The organism is Bacillus salacetis, from assembly GCF_003581585.1.
GTDB lineage: Bacteria > Bacillota > Bacilli > Bacillales > Bacillaceae_B > Rossellomorea > Rossellomorea salacetis.
Genome location: NZ_QXIR01000040.1, coordinates 1 through 19,802 on the forward strand (window position 1 = coordinate 1; position 19,802 = coordinate 19,802).

General features: G+C 41.7%; 20 protein-coding genes and 1 pseudogene. 20 read left to right on the forward strand and 1 reads right to left on the reverse strand.

What is annotated here, in order from left to right; genetic code table 11:
• Positions 1-219 precede the first annotated feature (219 nt).
• The 12 genes and pseudogenes from D3H55_RS20790 (at position 220) to D3H55_RS23885 (ending at position 10,412) form a co-directional block, all read left to right on the forward strand.
• Positions 220-489: a DUF2188 domain-containing protein gene (locus tag D3H55_RS20790; RefSeq protein WP_119549228.1), complete on the forward strand. Its 270-nt coding sequence runs from the start codon at positions 220-222 to the stop codon at positions 487-489.
• Positions 490-687: 198 nt separating this feature from the next.
• Positions 688-1,452, forward strand: coding sequence for a MerR family transcriptional regulator (locus tag D3H55_RS20795; protein WP_119549229.1), 765 nt, complete (start codon positions 688-690; stop codon positions 1,450-1,452).
• A 540-nt stretch (positions 1,453-1,992) separates the two neighbouring features.
• Positions 1,993-4,053 carry a DUF4179 domain-containing protein gene (locus D3H55_RS20800; RefSeq protein ID WP_119549230.1) on the forward strand — a complete coding sequence of 687 codons (2,061 nt, stop codon included), beginning with the start codon at positions 1,993-1,995 and terminating at the stop codon, positions 4,051-4,053.
• Positions 4,054-4,097: 44 nt separating this feature from the next.
• Positions 4,098-4,979, forward strand: coding sequence for an aminoglycoside 6-adenylyltransferase (locus D3H55_RS20805; RefSeq protein WP_119549231.1), 882 nt, complete (start codon positions 4,098-4,100; stop codon positions 4,977-4,979).
• A gap of 274 nt (positions 4,980-5,253) precedes the next feature.
• Positions 5,254-5,661: an NUDIX hydrolase gene (locus D3H55_RS20810; protein WP_119549232.1), complete on the forward strand. Its 408-nt coding sequence runs from the start codon at positions 5,254-5,256 to the stop codon at positions 5,659-5,661.
• A gap of 205 nt (positions 5,662-5,866) precedes the next feature.
• Positions 5,867-6,415 (forward strand): GNAT family N-acetyltransferase, encoded by a 549-nt coding sequence (locus D3H55_RS20815; protein ID WP_119549271.1) that lies wholly within the window; start codon positions 5,867-5,869, stop codon positions 6,413-6,415.
• A gap of 62 nt (positions 6,416-6,477) precedes the next feature.
• On the forward strand, positions 6,478-7,131 hold the full coding sequence (locus tag D3H55_RS20820) for a hypothetical protein (protein ID WP_119549233.1): 654 nt from the start codon (positions 6,478-6,480) through the stop codon (positions 7,129-7,131).
• Positions 7,132-7,451: 320 nt separating this feature from the next.
• Positions 7,452-8,843 carry a 23S rRNA (uracil(1939)-C(5))-methyltransferase RlmD gene (gene rlmD / locus D3H55_RS20825; RefSeq protein ID WP_240628728.1) on the forward strand — a complete coding sequence of 464 codons (1,392 nt, stop codon included), beginning with the start codon at positions 7,452-7,454 and terminating at the stop codon, positions 8,841-8,843.
• Between the two features lie 109 nt (positions 8,844-8,952).
• Positions 8,953-9,423 (forward strand): GNAT family N-acetyltransferase, encoded by a 471-nt coding sequence (locus D3H55_RS20830; protein ID WP_119549235.1) that lies wholly within the window; start codon positions 8,953-8,955, stop codon positions 9,421-9,423.
• A complete protein-coding gene (locus D3H55_RS20835) occupies positions 9,420-9,809 on the forward strand; it encodes a nucleoside 2-deoxyribosyltransferase (RefSeq protein WP_119549236.1) in 390 nt (129 codons plus the stop codon). Before D3H55_RS20830 ends, D3H55_RS20835 begins: the two co-directional genes overlap by 4 nt.
• A 97-nt stretch (positions 9,810-9,906) precedes the next feature.
• Positions 9,907-10,243 (forward strand): annotated as a pseudogene (locus D3H55_RS25510) (AMP-binding protein); the annotation flags it as partial.
• Entirely contained in the window at positions 10,212-10,412 is a 201-nt protein-coding gene (locus D3H55_RS23885; protein WP_136035764.1) for an AMP-binding enzyme, read from the forward strand. The pseudogene D3H55_RS25510 and the gene D3H55_RS23885, both read left to right, overlap by 32 nt.
• Positions 10,413-10,510: 98 nt before the next feature.
• Here D3H55_RS23885 and lexA read toward each other — a convergent pair whose 3' ends face one another.
• On the reverse strand, positions 10,511-11,131 hold the full coding sequence (gene lexA, locus D3H55_RS20840; protein ID WP_119549237.1) for a transcriptional repressor LexA: 621 nt from the start codon (positions 11,129-11,131) through the stop codon (positions 10,511-10,513).
• A 153-nt stretch (positions 11,132-11,284) separates the two neighbouring features.
• On the opposite strand from lexA, the gene yneA reads away from it, so the two are divergent.
• The 8 genes from yneA (at position 11,285) to D3H55_RS20880 (ending at position 19,801) form a co-directional block, all read left to right on the forward strand.
• The gene (yneA, locus tag D3H55_RS20845; RefSeq protein ID WP_119549238.1) at positions 11,285-11,611 is read left to right on the forward strand and encodes a cell division suppressor protein YneA; all 327 of its coding nucleotides are present in this window, start codon (positions 11,285-11,287) and stop codon (positions 11,609-11,611) included.
• 11 nt (positions 11,612-11,622) lie between these two features.
• A complete protein-coding gene (locus tag D3H55_RS20850; RefSeq protein WP_119549239.1) occupies positions 11,623-12,273 on the forward strand; it encodes a YneB family resolvase-like protein in 651 nt (216 codons plus the stop codon).
• A 126-nt stretch (positions 12,274-12,399) separates the two neighbouring features.
• Positions 12,400-12,633 carry a DUF896 domain-containing protein gene (locus D3H55_RS20855; RefSeq protein ID WP_119549240.1) on the forward strand — a complete coding sequence of 78 codons (234 nt, stop codon included), beginning with the start codon at positions 12,400-12,402 and terminating at the stop codon, positions 12,631-12,633.
• A 357-nt stretch (positions 12,634-12,990) separates the two neighbouring features.
• On the forward strand, positions 12,991-14,997 hold the full coding sequence (gene tkt, locus D3H55_RS20860; RefSeq protein WP_119549241.1) for a transketolase: 2,007 nt from the start codon (positions 12,991-12,993) through the stop codon (positions 14,995-14,997).
• Positions 14,998-15,165: 168 nt separating this feature from the next.
• Positions 15,166-15,609: a sporulation inhibitor of replication protein SirA gene (gene sirA / locus D3H55_RS20865; RefSeq protein WP_119549242.1), complete on the forward strand. Its 444-nt coding sequence runs from the start codon at positions 15,166-15,168 to the stop codon at positions 15,607-15,609.
• A 100-nt stretch (positions 15,610-15,709) separates the two neighbouring features.
• Positions 15,710-15,928 (forward strand): YneF family protein, encoded by a 219-nt coding sequence (locus D3H55_RS20870; RefSeq protein WP_119549243.1) that lies wholly within the window; start codon positions 15,710-15,712, stop codon positions 15,926-15,928.
• Positions 15,929-16,710: 782 nt separating this feature from the next.
• Positions 16,711-17,856, forward strand: a complete 1,146-nt coding sequence (locus D3H55_RS20875; protein ID WP_119549244.1) for a CamS family sex pheromone protein — start codon at positions 16,711-16,713, stop codon at positions 17,854-17,856.
• 196 nt (positions 17,857-18,052) lie between these two features.
• Positions 18,053-19,801, forward strand: a complete 1,749-nt coding sequence (locus tag D3H55_RS20880) for an ABC transporter transmembrane domain-containing protein (protein ID WP_119549272.1) — start codon at positions 18,053-18,055, stop codon at positions 19,799-19,801.
• The last annotated feature ends 1 nt before the right edge of the window (position 19,802 follow it).

Here is a 19,802-nt window from a genome sequence, read left to right on the forward strand (position 1 = left end):
CCAGCCCCTCGGGGTCATAAGCCAATCCGCCAAGAAGGGAAAGAACACCCTTCCCGCCGGCTCGTCTTATGCCTGTCGGGTCTGATCAGGCCGCTTCCGCCTTAGTTCTCAAAATTGAAGAAATTACCTGAACAGGCTTACGTTTTTTAATAGGTTAAATGGGTATTTAATTATTAGAGAACAGCAGTATCAATAACAAATCTGGAGGGTTTTTTAATCATGGCAAACAATAATAATGATTCCAACAACCGCAGCGAGTATTTCGAAGATCGCGCAGGCACTGATGAAGCACGCTATCATGTCGTACCACATGATGAAGAAGGCTGGGCGGTGAAAGAAGAAGGGAAAGATGATCCGGTCTACACAGCCGGCTCCAAATCTGATGCAGTTGAAGAAGCGAAACAGAGAGCTAAAGATTCAGGAACCATGGCTTATATTCATAGTGAACATGGACAAATTGAAGAACAGGACAATTACACAGACGAATAAGATATTACAGAGAGGGACGGAATCGCTGATGATTCCGTCCCTTTCTAATTGTACAGTCGCTTTTCCTTTGTGAATCTTAAAGATTCACTTTGAGGAGATGGAAGGAGTAAAATATATTTAAATGAAAAAAATTAAAAATATCCCTTTACCTTCACGCGGCGTCAATGTGTAATGTTAAAGGTGTCAGGAGGTGACATCATGGAATACACGGTTAAGAAGCTTGGCGGACTCGCTGGGGTCAGCACACGTACATTACGATATTATGATGAGATTGAACTTCTTAAGCCGGCAAGAATAAATTCATCAGGATATCGAATATACGGGGAACAAGAGGTCGACCGCCTGCAGCAGATTCTCTTTTACAAAGAAATGGGAGTCGAACTGGAACAAATAAAGGGAATCCTTGACGATCCTGCCTTTGACATAGCAAGCGCTCTTGATGACCACAGGAAAAAACTGGTGGCTAAGCGTGAGCAGCTGGAAAGATTGATAGACAATGTTGAAAAAACAATCGCTGTGAAGAAAGGGAGATTGACTATGACAGATAAAGAAAAGTTTGACGGCTTCAAAAAGAAGCTGATTAAAGAAAATGAGGACCGATACGGAAAAGAAATCAGGGAAAAGTATGGTGAGGTAACTGTAAATCAGTCAAATGCCAAGCTGGAAAAAATGTCGCAAGAAGATTTCGAACAAGCGAACAAGCTTGCAGAGGAAATCCATTCAGTGCTTGCTGAAGCTATGAAAACTGGTGATCCAGCTAGTGCATCCGCTCAGAGAGCAGCACAGCTGCACAAGGAATGGCTGATGTATTATTGGTCTCAATATAGTAAATCCGGCCATGCAGGCCTGGGTGATATGTATGTCTCTGACGCTAGGTTTAAGGCTTACTATGACAAGGAACAAGAGGGAGCCGCTGAATTTCTGAGGGATGCAATATATGTTTTTACCGGAAAAACGCAATAAACCCCGGCATGCTTCTGTCTGAAAGAGGACATTCAGAACTAAATCCTTCTCTCTAAAAACCGTATCATTTTAGCTGCCAATAGTAAACAATTGAAAAAACCGAACTTTTTAGAGGCTCTTTTTTAGAGCTTTAGAAAAAGTTCGTTTTTTTCTTTATGCCCTGTTCAAAAGGCTGTTTTCGCATATATTGTTGCTTTCGGAAAAATCCCAGGTGCTGGATTTTCCCCCCTATATTCAAAGGTTTTACTCTCGAACATGAACGAGCAGCTCTTTTCTTCCCTGCTCACCGGGGCTTTTACGACGATTTACCAGTACTATATTTGAAATTTATAGTGAATAGCAACAGAGTTTACGAAAAGAGCCTTTCAAAAAGATTATCGCTAAAGATCCTTAGTCGACTACAATTCTTTTATCCGGCCACCTTTTTTGATCAATTAACATAAATAGAGAAGGAGGTCTATTTCAGAAAATTCCACCTATTAATACAGCATGAATTCTAGTACTATAGAATTAGGACATTAAGGAAAGGAGGCAGCAGTGATGAAAACCGAAACTGAATCGGTTATAGTTCAACATATTAGTGAGAGCAGTATGAAAGCGGTGTTGAGCTGGTTTGAAAAAAATAAAGGTTCTTTATATAAACTGGGATGGTTATACCTTAAGGAGACTTCCGCCATTCAAGAGGCTTTTTACCAAACCATTCTGAAAGTTCATGAGGATGCCAGGTACATAAGAGAGACTGAAGAGTTTGATTCATGGGTCACTGAGAAATTTATTAATGAGTGCCGCTCAAGGACATCTGACACAACAATCCAGTTTGCAGATATCGGGGACGAGGTGCTGAACAGTCTAGATAAATTGCCTTCAGCCGAGAAAGAAGCGATTTCCCTTATATACATAAAGCCGATGCCTGTTGAAGAGGCAGCTAAGGTGCTTAAGTTATCAGTTCATGAATTGAATTCACGCTTGTCCCGAGGGATTGGCACATTAAGCAAAGAGCTAAATGAAGATGTTGTGTTAGAAGGTTGTGCTGAATATAAGGATAGATTCATTGAATACTTGGGAAAGATGCTTAATAGAAGAGAAAAGATAGATTTAGAGATACATATTTATCATTGTCAGGCATGCCGGAAAAATCTATCCATTTTCCAGGAGATTATTTTCTCTTTGGAGAGAAGCATGGATGAATTGATGATTCCTCCTGAGTTTATGGTGAAAGTCAACGAGAAGGTAGCAGCCCACGAAAGAATGAAGAGGGAAAAAAGTAAAAAGAGGAGCAGGATGGGCTTGACGGCTGCCGGGTTGCTGACTTTCATGATTTGCACAGGTTTTGTCACTGGCGGATTTACAAGCATCTATTACTCCTGGATGGGGTGGACCCAGCAGGAGGATCAAGAAATCCTTTCTTACTATAAGGAAGGCATAAGTGAACCGCTGAATCTTGAGCAGGAAAGCAATGGAGTGAAAGTGAAAATCAAAACCGCCGTAGCCGATGATATACAGACACTCATCTACTATGAAGTAGAAAGTATGAATGATGAAAATCAATATTTCATCAACATGCCGGATGGGGCACGTATAGAGAATGAGTATGAACTACTGGACCAGCAGGCAGATCAATTATTTTATAATCCTTATGAACAAGGACTGTCCAATGATGAAAATGGAAAAGTTTTCAAAGGAAAGATCAGCCTGGCACCAATCACAAAAGACAGCGGAACAATTGAATTAAGTTTAATGAGGCTACAGGAAGCAATAAATGACCAGGAAAACCAGACAAACTTTAAATATTACCAGCAGGAATTTGTTGAAGGAAAATGGGACTTCGATATTCCAGTTACAAAGCATGAATCCACTGTGTATGAAATCAATAAGGAAACAGAAATCGAAGGAGTGCCATTCAGGATTGATAAATTGAAGCTTGCCCCTTCTGCGACTATATTGGAATACAGCTTTAAACAAACACAGGAAGAGCAAATGATAGAACATGTCACGCTGAAAGCGTTGGCGACAAAGGATAAGAGTGTTAAGGCGGATTTATTCGGAGGAGGGAGATTTGTGAATTCTTCCGGCGAATGGCTCTCGCTTCAATCAAAATTTGATTCTCTTTACTTTGACCGGCCAGAAGAAGTCGACCTTTCTTTTGATTCGTTGAATGTTTTTGTAGAAGATAAGAAGTCGATTGAAATCAAAGGGGCGGACCATTTCCCCCAGACATTTGAATATCAGGGGAATGAACTCTCAATCGATAATATCGTAATGGGAAACCCGACCAGATTGTACATCAAGGATGAGTATACTGCAAACCGCAAGTATGAAAGCATTCAGTTCAATGTGGTATCAAATGAGGGGCTTCAGTCATTTGGAATAGGCATTGGTGGAGAAGGCATCCTGGTCGATAAAGAAGGAAATACTTTTAAACCTGAAGAATATCCATTTACATATGATGAGGTGGAACAACCCCGCTATTTCAATATAAGTCATGAGGTGGAACTTCATCACGATAATTCCGATGAACCGCTGACCCCCAAAACTTTATTGATTGAGGGATACAGAACAACAAAGTACATTGAAGACAGTTTAAAGATCCCATTGGATTAGTGGGACAGGTCTTTAAGGGGGATTCTTTTTTTGGAGGTATATCAATGAGATCAGAAGAGGAAATGATGGAGGTAATTCTTGAAGCAGCCAAAGGTAATGATCTTGTTCGCGCTGTGTATATGAATGGATCAAGAACCAATCCGAATGTGCGAAAAGATATCTTTCAGGATTACGACATCGTTTATGTAGTGACAGAAACTGCTCCTTTCATCATGGATAAAAAATGGCTTGAATCATTCGGGGAAATGCTTATGATGCAAGAGCCGGATCAAAATGATCATATGTCAGGAGAAGATAAAGATTTTACAATGTCATACGGTTATCAGATGCTATTTAAGGATGGCAATCGGATCGACCTGCAAATTCAATCAATCGAATGTGCGTCAGAAAGGTTTCTAAGCGACAAGCTCACTATTCCGCTTATGGATAAGGATGGGATTCTTCCTTCTATAGAAAGTCCGACTGACCGACAATATCATGTGAAGACTCCAACAGAAGGGCAATATTTCAGCTGCTGCAATAATTTTTGGTGGTGCCAGCAGAATACCGCAAAAGGCATATGGCGGAACGAACTGCCATATGCCCGGTTTATGTTTGAATGTGTGATAAGACAAGAACTTGATGAAATGGTTTCATGGTGGATTGGCATAAGAACAGATTTTCAGGTTTCAGCTGGCAAACTGGGTAAGTACTTCAAGGATCACCTGCCGGAATCCTATTGGAATATGTATATATCAACCTGCTCAGATGGGAATTATCAAAATATGTGGGATGCTTTATTTACAGCAGGCAATCTGTTCCGTATGCTGGCGAGGGAAGTAGCGGAGTCCCTTTCATATAGATATCCAGAAGAGGATGACCGAAATATGTCCGCTTACTTAAATCGGGTTCGGACGCTGCCTGCAAATGCCGAAGTCATTTTTTGAGAAAGCTTTCTAAAGGGGATATTCGTAAACTTTTCTGCTTTTAATAATAGGCTCTTTTCGTAAACTTTGTTGCTATTCATTATTAATTTCAACTAATATCCTGGTGTATCGTCGTAAACACCCCGGTGTGAAGGAAAGAAAAGAGCTGCTCGTTCTTTTTCAAGAGTAAAATCTTTATATACAGGGGAAAAATCCGGTACCTGGGATTTTTCCAAAAGCAACAATATATGCGAAAACAGCCTAATAATTATATGGAGTATGGGGGGATGATATGATGACACCGCCGAAGCATATCGTTTCAGCAGCTGCTGTGGTTGTGAATGATAGAAATGAAGTTTTATTAATTAAAGGTCCCGGACGGGGTTGGGAAATGCCTGGCGGCCAAGTCGAAGAAGGCGAGTCATTAAAGGAAGCTGCCATCCGTGAAACAAAAGAGGAGTGCGGCCTGGATATTGAAGTGACTAGGTTTTGCGGGATATTCCCGAACGTCAGCGCCTCGATATGCAACACACTATTTCTTGGTAAACCGGTAGGGGGGGAATTGACTGTTACCCCCGAAGCTTTGGAAACGGGTTTTTTTCCTATTGAGCAGGCAATGGAAATGGTGACCTTTCTCAATTTCAGGGAGAGAATACAATTTTCCCTGGACGAAAATATGCAGCCTTTTTACGTGGAATTTTAGAAAGCCCCCTGAATGGTTACGTACAAAGAAAGAGGCACATTCCTGGAAGGTTTTGTAGCTGGCTTGGGATGTTTTCACAGCTTTGGAGCTGAGGCAATGTGTACAGGTCAGGGAGGTGTCTGATCGGTGAGATCGGAGGTTTTATCGAAGACCTTTTAGCAGTGGGAAGAAGTATAAAAGAAGCCAATGGAGAGTGAGAAAAGAAATGACCTTTCCAGTTATTGAAACAAGCAGATTGATTCTAAGAAAACCCACACAGGAAGATGCAGAAGATATGCTTGTTTATCTTGCTGATGAAGAAGTCGTAAAGCATATGGGCTTGGCCCCATTCAACGGGGTTGAAGATGCTCTATCTGAAATCCAATGGTACGATTCCATCAGAAGGGAAGGCAGCGGAATAAGATGGGGAATCATCCTCAAAGAAAGCGGGAGAATGATCGGAAGCTGCGGTTTTCATAATATGGATACGGCCCATTTCAGGGCAGAAGTTGGATATGAATTAAGCAGAGATTGCTGGGGTAAAGGGATAGCCAGCGAGGCATTGGGGGCAGTTTTGAGATTTGGCTTCGAATATTATCGGCTCGAGAGGATCCAGGCCCTTATTGAACCTGAGAATGCACCATCACAAAAACTTATAGCAGCAAAAGGATTCATTAGGGAAGGACTGCTTAGGCATTATGAATATACAAATGGCAAGTTTGATGACCTTTATATGTATTCATTATTAAAGAATGACATGAACTTCCTTGATTAGCAAACCCTCCAGGTTTTATCAATTTTTACTGGGGTAGAACAAAGGGACGGAGGAGGGTTTGAATGGATACTATCCTTTTTGGTTTTTTTTTGGCGGCTTATGTCGGACTTTTTCTATATATTACTGCCGCTTATAAAAAGTTCAAGGTCAACAGCTCTGCCATTCTGATTCCGGTGGTGCTTGGGCTTGTTTATGACAATACCATCATATCAACGGGGAAGTTCATTGGAGAAGGGACACTGTTAGAGAATTTAAACTTGGTACGATATTGGCTGCATGCATTCTTTACGCCTTTGCTCGTCCTATTTGCATGGAAGACATTAGAGCAGGCCCATATCGGCTGGGCTGATACTAAATGGTTCACCATTTCGGGCATACTTGTCACGATAGGGTTAGTCATATTAGAGCTTGTTACAGAAGTGTTTGGCCTGGTTGTCAGTCCTGAATGGGAATACGGCGTTCTTACTTACAGCAGTACTGATGCTTCTGGGGGTCCGCCAATTATGGTATTGATTGTGTCACTTATACTCTTTATTTCTTCAATCATTATTTGGCGCAAGCAGAAATGGGTTTGGTTCTTCATCGGTTCAGCCGCAATGATTGCCGGAAGCGCGGTGCCGCTACCGGTTGAAAGCGCTGCGGTCACAAACTTTTTTGAACTAGGACTGCTGATATCCCTCGCAGCCACCGCTGTATTTCAAGGAAAAAACAAGTGATGAGTTAGAAATTCACCTGACAGAGTTGGAGAGCGAATGCTACTCCTGCTCTGTCTTTCTATTTGCTTGCATGTTTAATCATGCAAGCCATCCACGGATCATACTTCGCTTTTGCTCAAATACAGCGATCGTTTCAGCTCAGGGTCTCTTTTCAAACCGCTCTTTTGTTGTTAATTTCTTGATTTCCAAAGGAAAGGATTCCATATTGGCAGTTCGTCCTTTATACTAGATAAGTATGCTTTCTGGCAAGTATGTAATTATACTTCAAAAATAAAACTTGATATATATCGCTATACCTTTGCATGAAGGAGGAAGTTGAATTGAAAATTGAAAAAGGTGAAATCATAGAAGCACAAATTCATCGCTTGGATGATAGAGGGGCCGGGCAGGCGGTTGTCTGGCGTGAAAATGAAAAGGGAAATATCGGAAAGTTAAAGTTGACCATTCCCCGCACACTGCCAGGAGAAAAGGTGAAAGTCGCAGTGGATGAACCTTTGAAAAGAAGAAGGAAGGCCATTCCGGAAGAAATCCTTGAAGCACATCCTGAAAGAACGGCTCCGCCATGCCCCCACTTCGAACGCTGCGGCGGCTGTGTATGGCAGCATTTGAGTTATGAAGGGCAGTTACAGCAAAAAACAGATCATGTCAAAGAGGCAGTTTCATCTCAAGGGTACGATCCTGCTCTAGTCTGGGATACAATCGGCATGGAGAACCCATGGCAGTATCGCAACAAAATGGAGTTCACTTTCGCGCCGGATGGTTCTCTGGGCCTGCATGAACAAGGAAACTTCCGAAAAGTCATTTCTTTGGAAACCTGCTTGATTGCCAGTGAAGATATGGTTGAAACAGCAATGGAAGTTGCTGAATGGGTTAACGCTCATGGTTTGAAAGGTTACGATAAGGATACCCATGAAGGATTGCTTCGGCACTTGATGGTAAGGCAATCATTTGCCACCGGTGAAATCATGCTGGGCCTATTTGCTACAGAAGCACCGGCAGGTAAATTAAAACAAGCTGCAGCTGACTTGGTGTACCGTGTAGAAGAGAAATTCCCGAAAGTAAAAAGCTTGTTATGGCTGGAAAACAGGGACTGGGCAGACAGGACTCAATCTGAAAATACTCATATTCTTTCCGGGCGTGACTATATTTATGACGAGATGGATGGTTACCGCTTCCGTCTTTGGTTTGACACGTTCTTCCAAACGAATCCTGTTCAGGCGCAGAAACTGGTCGACCTTGCCATAGAAATGGGGAAACCAAAGAAGTCGGAAAAAATGATCGATTTATTCTGTGGGGTTGGAACATTCTCTCTTCCGTTTGCAAACAGGGTTGGAGAGCTGGCCGGGATTGAAATCGTCGAAAGTTCCATAGAGTCAGCAAAGCGGAATGCAGATGATAATGGAATTCACAACACGACCTTCCTTGCGAAAGATGCAAGAAAAGGAATAGACCAGATCCTGGAGACATTTGGTACACCTGAGCTGCTGCTGCTTGACCCCCCTCGTTCAGGCGCCGGTGGAAAGGTCATGAGGAGAATCGGCCGTTCCCAACCAGAGCGGATTGTCTATGTATCTTGCAATCCTGACACATTCGCAACGGACATTAAAGAATTAGAGCAATTCGGATACACTTTGAAAGGCGTTCAGCCGGTTGACCTCTTTCCTCACACAGTCCATGTGGAGTGTGTGGCAGAGCTGGTCCGTGATAAATAACAAACTTGACACCTGCATTCAATGCAGGTGTTTTTCAATACTGGATTTAGGATTGCAGACAATTGTGGACTTTGCAATAATTGAAATCATCAAGGATGGGAGGGGTTATATGCTGAGATATAAAACTATTGATTTGAAAAAGGATGAACGGATTGTAACAAGCTTTAGAAAAGATTCATTTGCCATCAGTTTTAATGAAACCTCAGGATTTGAGAAAGCAGGGTATGTGCAATGGTTAGCCGGGAAAATCAAGGAATTTCCCGACGGATTTGTGATGGTCGATGAAGGGTCTGATCCAATCGGCCAGCTTGAGTTGTCCATAAGGGAATACGAAGGCAGGCACATCGGGTATGTACATTTATATTATTTGAAATCTGAATACCGGCGAAGAGGACTGGGTAATGAGATTCACCAATATGCTCTTCAATCTTTCAGGGATCACGATGTTCCAGAATATCACTTAAGGGTCTCTCCGAATAATGTGCAAGCGAAAAGATTCTATGAGAAAAACGGGATGATTGAGATAGGGCCTGAGATAGGTGATAAAGTTGTCAGGATGAAAGGGGAAGTTGAAAGATGAAATTCTATGTTGCTTCCAGCTTTCAAAATATTGAACAGGTCAGGTATTTCAGCCGGGAACTAACCAAAAGGGGTTTCTTCCATACATATGATTGGACAGAAAACATAAGAGCTTCGACTCTGGCAGAACTTAAACGAATTGGAGAGGAAGAGAAACGGGCTGTCAAGGAAGCGGATGTGGTCGTCATTTTGCTGCCTGCCGGGAAGGGCAGCCATATCGAGATGGGCATGGCCCTTGCTCTGAATAAAAAAGTCTACCTCTATTCTCCTAATGAAGAAGTGAAAAATCCGGCAGAAACCAGTACCTTCTATTTTCTCCCGGAAGTAGAAAGGTGCTCTGGCAGTCTGGAGGATTTGATAATAACGATAAGCTCATACAAGTATTAGAGAGTAGATTGCTTATAAAGAGATATAAACATGAGTAGTGGTTCTTAATCCTTTTAAAAGAAGGTACACCTTATTTTTTCAGAAGTAGTCGCTGTGTGTGAATCTACCTTTAGTATTAACGTGTCTTTTTGGCCAGAGCAGTTGAGCTATATGGAGAAAATCAGCATTGATTGATGAGGAGAAACAATTAACTTACAGGCAGTTGAATGATCAAGCGAATCAGCTGTCCCAAAGGTTCCAGGAGCTAGGCCGCGTATCTTGCTCCAAATACAATAGAAACGCTCGAAGATTTTTACATGGTCTTTAAGGTTGGCGGGGGGATGACTCCCTTAAACACTGGTTTAAAACCTGCGGATAATAAATTCAACTTGAATCACAGTGAAAGCAAGGTTCTATTCGCAAATGAAGAACTTTACCTGCTGGTTTCTCCTGTCTTATTCAGAGGATGAGATAATACAGTTCAGCACAGAAAAAATGGCAAACTTCAAAGCTCCAAGAGGAATCACTTTTGTACATGAACTGCCAAAAACAGCTTTGGGGAAAATTCAAAAAGCCGTCATCCGAAAAGATTTTTGGAAAGGAAGCGGCCGAATGGTCAACTGATTGTTTCCTTGAATGAAAAACAGTATTTGCTCTTATTCTATTAATATGGAATAAAAAAATCCAGGCTGGACGTCCAGCCTGGATTTTTTCTTCTTGATTTAATGTATCTGGCGGTATACTCCGATGACTTTACCTAAAATCGATACATGGCGCAGGATGATAGGATCCATAGAAGAGTTTTCAGGCTGAAGCCTGAAGAAATCCTGTTCCTTGAAGAAACGTTTGACCGTTGCTTCATCTTCTTCTGTCATGGCAACGACAATATCCCCATTATTCGCGGTTTGCTGCTGGCGGACTATTACATAATCCCCATCGAGAATTCCGGCTTCTATCATACTATCTCCCATGATCTCAAGCATAAAAACCTGTTCATCGGAAGGGGCAAGGTGCTGAGGCAGTGGGAAGAATTCCTCAACATTCTCAACTGCCGTGATTGGCTGACCTGCTGTGACCTTCCCGATCAGAGGAACATTGACAGCGGTCTGCCGCGGAATGGAATCTTCTTCAATATCCAATACTTCAATAGCCCTTGGCTTTGTTGGGTCTCTTCTGATCAAACCTTTGCTTTCGAGTCTTGCAAGATGACCGTGTACCGTTGAGCTGGAAGCGAGTCCAACCGCCTCGCCAATTTCCCTTACAGATGGGGGATAACCCTTCAATTTGACTTCTTGCTTGATATATTGAAGGATATCCTGCTGCCTTTTTGATAATTTTGTCATTTATTCCACCTCTAGACCGATCTTTTGTTCCCATTATAGCATGACTCACAAGGTGATACAAACATAAGTTCGAATAATTGTTGACACCAAACGAATGTTCGTATTATACTTGGATTAACAAAAGCGAACAAACATTCGTGCGGAGGTAATGGTATGCTAGTTTCTATCTGGAAGAATTATTCGTATGTTATCCTGCTAATGGGATTAGTGGTCGTCATGGGAGCAGTTGCATTGATTAATGCAGGTGGAACGGACTCTTATCATCAAGTAACAGTCCAGGAAGGAGACTCGCTTTGGACAATTGCGGCGGAACTGTCTGATGATTATGATATGTCTACAAATGATTTGGTAGAATGGGTAAGTGAGAAGAACAACCTGGCCACTGATATTATCAAGCCTGGTGACTCATTGATTGTACCAGGCGGAGAAGAACTCCATATCACTGACAACAATATTGAACTTGCAAGCGGAAAAGAATAGGAGTTTGATTTATGAGAGCAGCAATCTATTGCAGAGTCAGCACGAAGAAAGATACACAGGAAACCTCCCTTCAAAGACAGGAGGAGGAACTTCTTAAACTGGCTGGTAATTTTAATTTTGAGGTAAAGCATATCATAAAGGACCAAGCGAGCGGGTATGAATTGGACAGGGATGGTGTCCTTGAACTGCTGGACCTCTTAAAAAGGGAGGGAATAGAAGCAGTCCTGATTCAGGATGAAACCCGTATTGGAAGGGGAAATGCCAAGATAGCCCTCATCCACTGTATCATGAAGGAGGGAGTCAAAATCTTCAGTATATCCCATAACGGTGAACTTCATCTTTCTGAATCCGACTCTATGGTCCTCCAAATTGTCAGTATGGTGGAAGAACACCAAAGAAAGCTGCATAATCTGAAAATTAGACGCGGAATGAGAAGGGCTGTTGAAAAAGGATATCAACCCCACAGGAATCTGAAAAATAGGGGTAACGGAGAAGGTCGTGAACGAATAGAAGTCCCTGTTCAGGAAATCGTCAGATTAAGGAATAATAAATTGACCTTTGCAGAAATTGCAGCTACATTAAGGGGCTTTGGATATAATATCTCGAAAGCGACTGTACACAGAAGGTATCAGGAGTTTGTGAACTCTGCTGAAGAAGCCTGAAACTTGTATTTTTCCCCTATTTCTAGTAACATGTCGATATTCAATCGTTAATCCTGCATCGATTTAAGCACTGATTCTATTCTAGTGCTTTTTATAGTACGACAAAAAGGAGAGGGGAAACAGGTTATGCTTTCAAAGGAAAAAATGATTCGGATCAATACTCTCGCAAAAAAAGCAAAAGCAAAAGGTCTTACACCAGACGAAGCCAAGGAACAAACCAATTTGCGAAAAGAATATCTAGAGACTTTCAGGAGCTCCATGCGCTCCACCATTGAAAATACAAGGATGTTTGATCCTGAAGGAAACGAAGTAACTCCGGAAAAGGTAAGAGAGATCCAGAAAAATAAAAAGCTTCATTAATAAGAATTAACCAATTGGTAATTGATAAACATGCATTTTTTGCATGTTTTTTTATTTATCCCAATTATTCAGCATCAAATAGGGTATTAGGGCTATGAAAAGGAGCATTCTAAAAGATGTAACATAAGGTTCAGGAAAGATATTATCATGCAGGTGAAAGTTTATTCGAAAAAAATTCGACGAATTTTATAAGACCGGAAAATAATTTTCGTTCTTAAGAAAAGGCTTTCAAATCAATGAAGTAAACGTTTTCAAGGTTTAACCTTGGGGTTTTACAGTAAACAAATCAGTTGTATAAACCGGGTAAGAATATTAATATTAACAAGTAGTAACTGAAAAAAGGAAGGATGTTGATTAATGTTTGATGTAACTGATCAATTAGCCATTAATACAATTAGGACTCTTTCAATAGATGCTATTGAAAAAGCGAATTCCGGCCACCCGGGAATGCCGATGGGTGCCGCACCTATGGCTTATGCTCTTTGGTCCAGGGTAATGAACCACAATCCAAAGAATCCAGAATGGTATAACAGAGACAGGTTTGTTCTTTCAGCAGGACATGGATCTATGCTTCTATACAGTTTGTTGCACCTATCTGGTTATGATGTTTCCATGGATGACCTGAAGCAATTCAGGCAATGGGGAAGCAAAACACCTGGACATCCAGAATATGGCCATACTCCTGGAGTAGAAGCAACAACTGGCCCTCTTGGACAAGGACTTGCTATGGCAGTGGGAATGGCAATGGCCGAACGTCATCTTGCTTCTGTTTATAACCGGGATAACTATAATGTAGTGGATCATTATACATACAGCATTTGCGGGGATGGGGACCTCATGGAAGGCATATCCTCTGAAGCGGCATCACTTGCTGCTCATTTGAAGCTTGGCCGTCTGGTTGTTATGTATGACTCTAATGACATCTCATTGGATGGAGACCTGGATAAGTCTTTCTCTGAAAATGTAGAAGGCCGTTTTAAATCATATGGTTGGCAATATATCAGGGTCGAAGATGGAAATGACACGGAAGCCCTGACTAAAGCCCTTGAAGAATCTAAAATGGATAATGAGCGTCCGACCTTAATTGAAGTGAAAACAGTGATTGGTTATGGAGCTCCAAATAAATCCGGTAAATCAGATGTACACGGTGCACCGCTTGGTGAAGATGAGATGAAACTGACGAAAGAAGCCTACAAGTGGACATTCGAGCAGGATTTCCATGTGCCTTCTGAAGTGCAGGAACGATTCCAGCAGCAAATTGTTGATGCAGGACAGAAAAAAGAACAAGAATGGGAAAGCTTATTCTCTCAATACAAAGAAAAATACCCTGAACTTGCAGCACAGTTTGAGTCTGCAATGAAAGGTGAGCTTCCAGAGGGATGGGATAAAGAGATTCCTGTTTATGAAGAAGGCAAAAGCCTTGCAAGCCGTGCTTCGTCAGGGGAAGTGATGAATGCCATCGCAAAGAATATGCCTACGTTGATCGGCGGATCGGCTGATCTCGCCGGCTCCAACAAAACAATGATCAAAAACCAGAAAGATTTCACGCCTGAGTCATATGATGGCCGCAATATCTGGTTCGGTGTCCGTGAATTCGGGATGGGTGCAGCCATGAATGGTATGGCACTTCATGGAGGAGTCAATGTATTTGGCGGTACATTCTTCGTATTCTCTGACTACTTAAGGCCGGCAATCCGTCTTGCGGCTTTAATGGGGCTTCCTGTAACGTATGTCTTCACGCATGACAGTATCGCTGTGGGAGAAGACGGTCCTACACATGAACCGATTGAACAGCTATCTTCACTGAGAGCGATGCCAAACCTTTCCGTTATTCGTCCTGCAGATGGAAATGAGACTGCAGCAGCGTGGCGCACAGCTTTAACATCAAAAAACAAGCCGACGGCGCTTGTCTTAACGAGACAGAACCTGCCTACTTTGAAAGGCACTGACGCTAAAGCCCAATCAGGAGTTGAAAAAGGTGCATACGTTGTTTCGCCTGCAGGGAAAGAACAGCCTGATGCGCTCCTGCTTGCTTCTGGTTCCGAAGTCAATCTGGCCGTGGATGCTCAGGCAGTACTTGCAAAAGATGGGATTGCCGTTTCAGTGATCAGCATGCCATCATGGGATCGTTTTGAAGAGCAATCCAAAGAATATAAAGAGTCAATCATCCCTAAATCTGTTAAGAAGCGTCTTGCAATTGAAGTGGCTTCACCGCTTGGTTGGGATCGTTATGCTGGTGATGAGGGTGATATCCTTGCTATTAATGGATTTGGTGCTTCAGCTCCGGGAGAAAGAATTATGGAAGAGTACGGCTTTACTGTTGACAACGTAGTTTCACGTGTAAAAGCTTTACTAGAGAAATAAACTTAAAAAAGTACTTGAAAGCTGCTGTTTTTCAGCAGCTTTCATTGACTTTTAAATTTGTAAACGCTTTCGACAAAAATAGTGATTTTTTTCAACAGTTTTCTACAATCTTACCTTCGAGGGTTCTTTATACTTGGTAAAAAGGACAGGCTTTGGGGAGGAAGAGAAATGAAATTCTACCGACTCTACTGGATAGAAAATGAAATTGCTGATTATTTTTATGGAAGAGAGCGATCTTTTTTTAATTTGTTTCGAGAGAGCGGGTCAGCAGATGGTCCTTTGCGAGAAGTAATTAAGTCGCAAATAAACTATATTACACGCTGCATCCCTTTTTTGCCTTTTAATCGAGCCATTTCACAAGCTCTGGCATCTAAGCGGGAATTCAAGCAAAGTGAAAATCAATTTCATATTGAGTCTTCCTGCGGGCAGAATACAGCCAAAATACGTTTGCTGGACAGATATATAGAGGTAGAGCTGCAGGGACATAGCAGTGATTGGGATGCCTATATCTTTGAAGTGTTAAGAAAGCTTGATGGCCGGCTTTTTGCCATTGACATAGAAAATGAACAGTTTGGCTGGCTCAAACCGATAAAAGTCAGGAAATTTATTTGAAAAACATTCGTGGACATAGAAATTTTTAATTAAATTATTGTATAATCTTTCTTGGTTTAGTACACTTTTATAAGGACAACATGAAGGAGGAAATAGAACTATGCTTTGGCAATTCATTCTAGTCGGTGTTCTGGCTGCATTAGCTGGGGTAGCGCTAGGATTTTTCATCGCTCGTAAATATATGATGAGCTACCTGAAGAAAAATCCACCAATCAATGAACAAATGTTAAGAATGATGATGATGCAAATGGGGCAGAAACCTTCCCAGAAAAAAATCAATCAGATGATGAACGCAATGAACAAACAGCAAGGAAAGTAAAATCCCATAACCATATAAAGGTTGATTAGTGAAAAGGGAAGTTCTTGCTTCCGGATTGCTACATCTTTCTTGTTTGAAATCATTCAATTTGGTTACTTTTTTACTCTATAAAGAAGAAGGCCGCTTTTTTCAAAAGGAAAAGCGGTCTTTATTATTGTCTCCTGCCGTTCGTTAAGATTTTTTTTACTAGTCACAGAAAATCGGCACAGGCAGCGGAAGGGAACTTGTCAGGTGTTCCAGGCTCTCATTTAAAATGCCCATCTGAATGTCCCCTAATAATTTCCCCCTGAATATATTACTTATAGCGACTAATTCCCTAGTTTCGTTTCTTTGGTACAGGGAAATATAAGTATATCTTGAGATTGACCCCCTTTTTTGACCCCTCCCGTTAACGGAAGGGGTCCTTTTTATTTGGCTCTTTTCGAATACTTTGTTGCTATTCATATAAATTTCAAATTCAATCCTTGTAAATTGCTTAAAAACCCCGGTGAGCAGTAAAGAAAAGAGCTTCCCGTTCTTTTTCGAGAGTAAAACCTTTGAATACAGGGGGGGAATCCGGCACCTGGGATTTTTTCGAAAGCAACGATATACGGGAAAACAGCGTTTTATTCAGTTGTCTTCAGCCTGTTGTGTATAAAGGGAATTTCAGGCAGTACTGATGCTGAAGTGAGCCTATTGCTTGAATAAATCCTGCAATTATATTATTTTACTCTTAAATAATACAGTGGCTGGTCAACACCGGTCTTTTTTTGTGCTAAAATAATGGTCGGAGGGAGACCTAAATGAAAAAACGATTAATTGCAACAAGTGCAGGACTGCTGTTGGTATTATCCGGGTGTAACTTCTTAGGTATGCCTGGAAAGCAAGAGAACGAAAACACGAATCTGGTTACACAGCAGAGTACTTCTGAGAATGAGACAAATGAGTATTTGCGATATAAAGTGAAATCTTCTGTTTTCAGTGAAAATAGAGAATTGATTACTTATCAGGTGAATAACCGTGTGGACATGAATGAAATCGAGACAGGTCTTATGAGTATTTCAGAAGAATACTTTCCTGCTGATGAATTCATTTATCAGGAAGGACAGTATCTGAATGGAATCAGCAGCTGGATCAGGCGGAAATCAAATGATGAACTGGGCTTGAATCCTGCAATCGAAGTAACCGAGGATATGGGATGGGAAAAAGTAATGGAGCTCAGTAAAGATCATCCTATGTATCTCGGATATGTCCATGAACAAAACTATGTCGATCAAAAGGGAAATATTAAGGGCTTATCAATCGGCCTTGCCATGAAGTCAGTCGATTATATATCCGTGAATGACAATATGGGTTTAAGGCACTTCGATACTAAAGAAATAAGTGAAAAGAAAATGGTCAGTGAAGGCAAAAAAATGGCAGAAACAGTCATTAAACGGGTAAGGGAAAACGAAAAACTAAGGAATGTACCAGTTGTCATTTCCCTCTATCAACTTGAAAAGCAAAATAGTGTGCTTTCGGGTTCGTATTTCACCTATGCCTACTTGGATGGAAATGATAAGGGGATAAAAAAATGGCGTGACGTGGAAAAGAAAGATTATCTGTTCCCTTCGGATGAAGCGGAAGAACACGACCGGGTAGTGGCCAACCGATTTAAAGGCCTGGAAGAAGACATGAACTCCTTCTTCAGTGACAGGACGATCCAATTGGTGGCCAAGGGAACCTATATTGAGAGTGATCTTCAGAAAATGGTCATCAATGTAAACACAGACATGGCCAAGTACGGGGAGATCGTCGGATTTGTCCAGGCGTTCACACCTGAAATTCAGGATTTCTTCCCTCATGAACCAGTTTATATTTATGTGAAAACACCAGAAGGGACAGCTGCTACAGTCCTTATAGAACCAGAAGAAGAACCGGTTGTCCATATCCATGACAGTGGAAGCTGAAGAAAAAACGTGCCTGGCAGCACGTTTTTTCTTTTGGTCCGATTAAAGAAATCCTGTGGCATTTCATCTGATTATCCGATTTTTTCAGGCTTTTGGGAAACAATTCATTCAAAAAGCTTTTATTTTATTTTCTATTTTTGAAAAATTTGCTAAAATTAAGAGTCGCAAAATTTTTCGGGATTCGGAGGAAATCATCATGAGAGTCTTTCTTGATTTAATGTGGTTTTTTAAACAAGAAAAAAAGTCCTACCTTACAGGGATTGCTGTCCTGTTGGTGGTTGCTGTGCTTCAGCTGATACCGCCAAGAGTGATAGGAATTGTCGTTGATAGCATTAAAGAGGGGGAGTTGACATCCGGCATACTGCTGAAATGGGTCGTGATCCTGGCGGCTGCGGGAATAAGTATGTACGGGTTGAGGTATATTTGGAGAATCATGATTTTCGGTTCTGCTGTGAAACTTTCAAAATTGCTTCGAAACAACCTTTATCATCATTTTACTAAGATGACCCCATCTTTTTATCAGAAAAGGCGGGTCGGGGATCTGATGGCCCACGCAACAAATGATCTTCAGGCGATTCAAATGACAGCCGGGCAGGGTGTTTTGACCTTTGTCGATTCACTTGCTACAGGCGGGTTCGTGATCATTGCCATGGCAGCTACAATCAGCTGGAAACTGACATTGATAGCGCTGATACCCATGCCGTTCATGGCTTTGCTGACAAATTATTACGGAACATTATTACATAAGCGATTCCATAAAGCGCAGGAAGCATTCTCTGACTTGAATGACAAAACCCAGGAAAGCGTTTCGGGTATTAAGGTCATCAAGACTTTTGGGCAGGAAAAGGAAGATATCGAATCTTTCCGGGAGCAGTCAGAAGATGTCGTCCAAAAAAATATTTCCGTTGCCAAGGTCGATTCTTTATTCGACCCGACCATTTCCATCATTGTGGGAATTTCTTTTTTTCTTTCTGTAGCTTTTGGTTCCCGGTTTGTCATCTCGGGTGAATTGACAATTGGTGAACTGGTCTCCTTTACAACCTATTTGGGTCTGTTGATTTGGCCGATGCTCGCTTTCGGCTGGCTGTTCAATATTGTCGAAAGAGGCCGTGCGTCCTATGACCGGGTGGCAAATCTGCTTGCTGAAAAAGTGGAAATCGATGACACCCCTGATGCCTTGAACATCAAGCCGACAGGAGATATCCAGTTCAATATTGACCAGTTCACTTACCCTGACGAAGATGAACCTGTGCTGAGGAATATCCACTTTACTTTAAAAAGGGGAGAAACGCTTGGTGTAGTCGGCAAAACCGGATCAGGAAAAACGACATTGCTTAAGGTATTACTAAGGGAGTTTGAAGGTTATGAAGGTGAGGTCCTATTCGGAGGGCGTCCAATTAAAAATTACAAGCTGGAAAAACTAAGAGAATCTCTTGGTTATGTGCCGCAGGATCACTTTCTGTTTTCCGCAGCAATCTCTGAAAATATTGCATTCACCAATCCAATGGCAGATAAAGGAACAATTGAAAAAGCTGCATCATTGGCTCACATTCACCAAGACATTGAGCAATTTACAGAAGGGTATCAAACGGTTGTCGGTGAACGAGGGGTTTCACTGTCAGGGGGGCAGAAACAGAGGATTTCCATCGCACGTGCCCTCATGATGGAACCGGAAGTCCTGATTCTTGACGATTCATTATCAGCTGTGGACGCAAAGACAGAGGAATCGATTCTAAAAGCACTCAAAGAAAACCGGGAAGATAAAACCACTATTATCACCGCTCATCGATTAAGTGCGATTCAGCATGCGAGTTTAATTCTCGTTTTGGATAATGGGGAGATCACAGAGAAGGGGACGCATGAAGAATTGATGAGAAATGAAGGATGGTACAGGGAGATGTATATGCGCCAGCAATTAGAAGAACTAGTGGAGCATGGAGGATGAC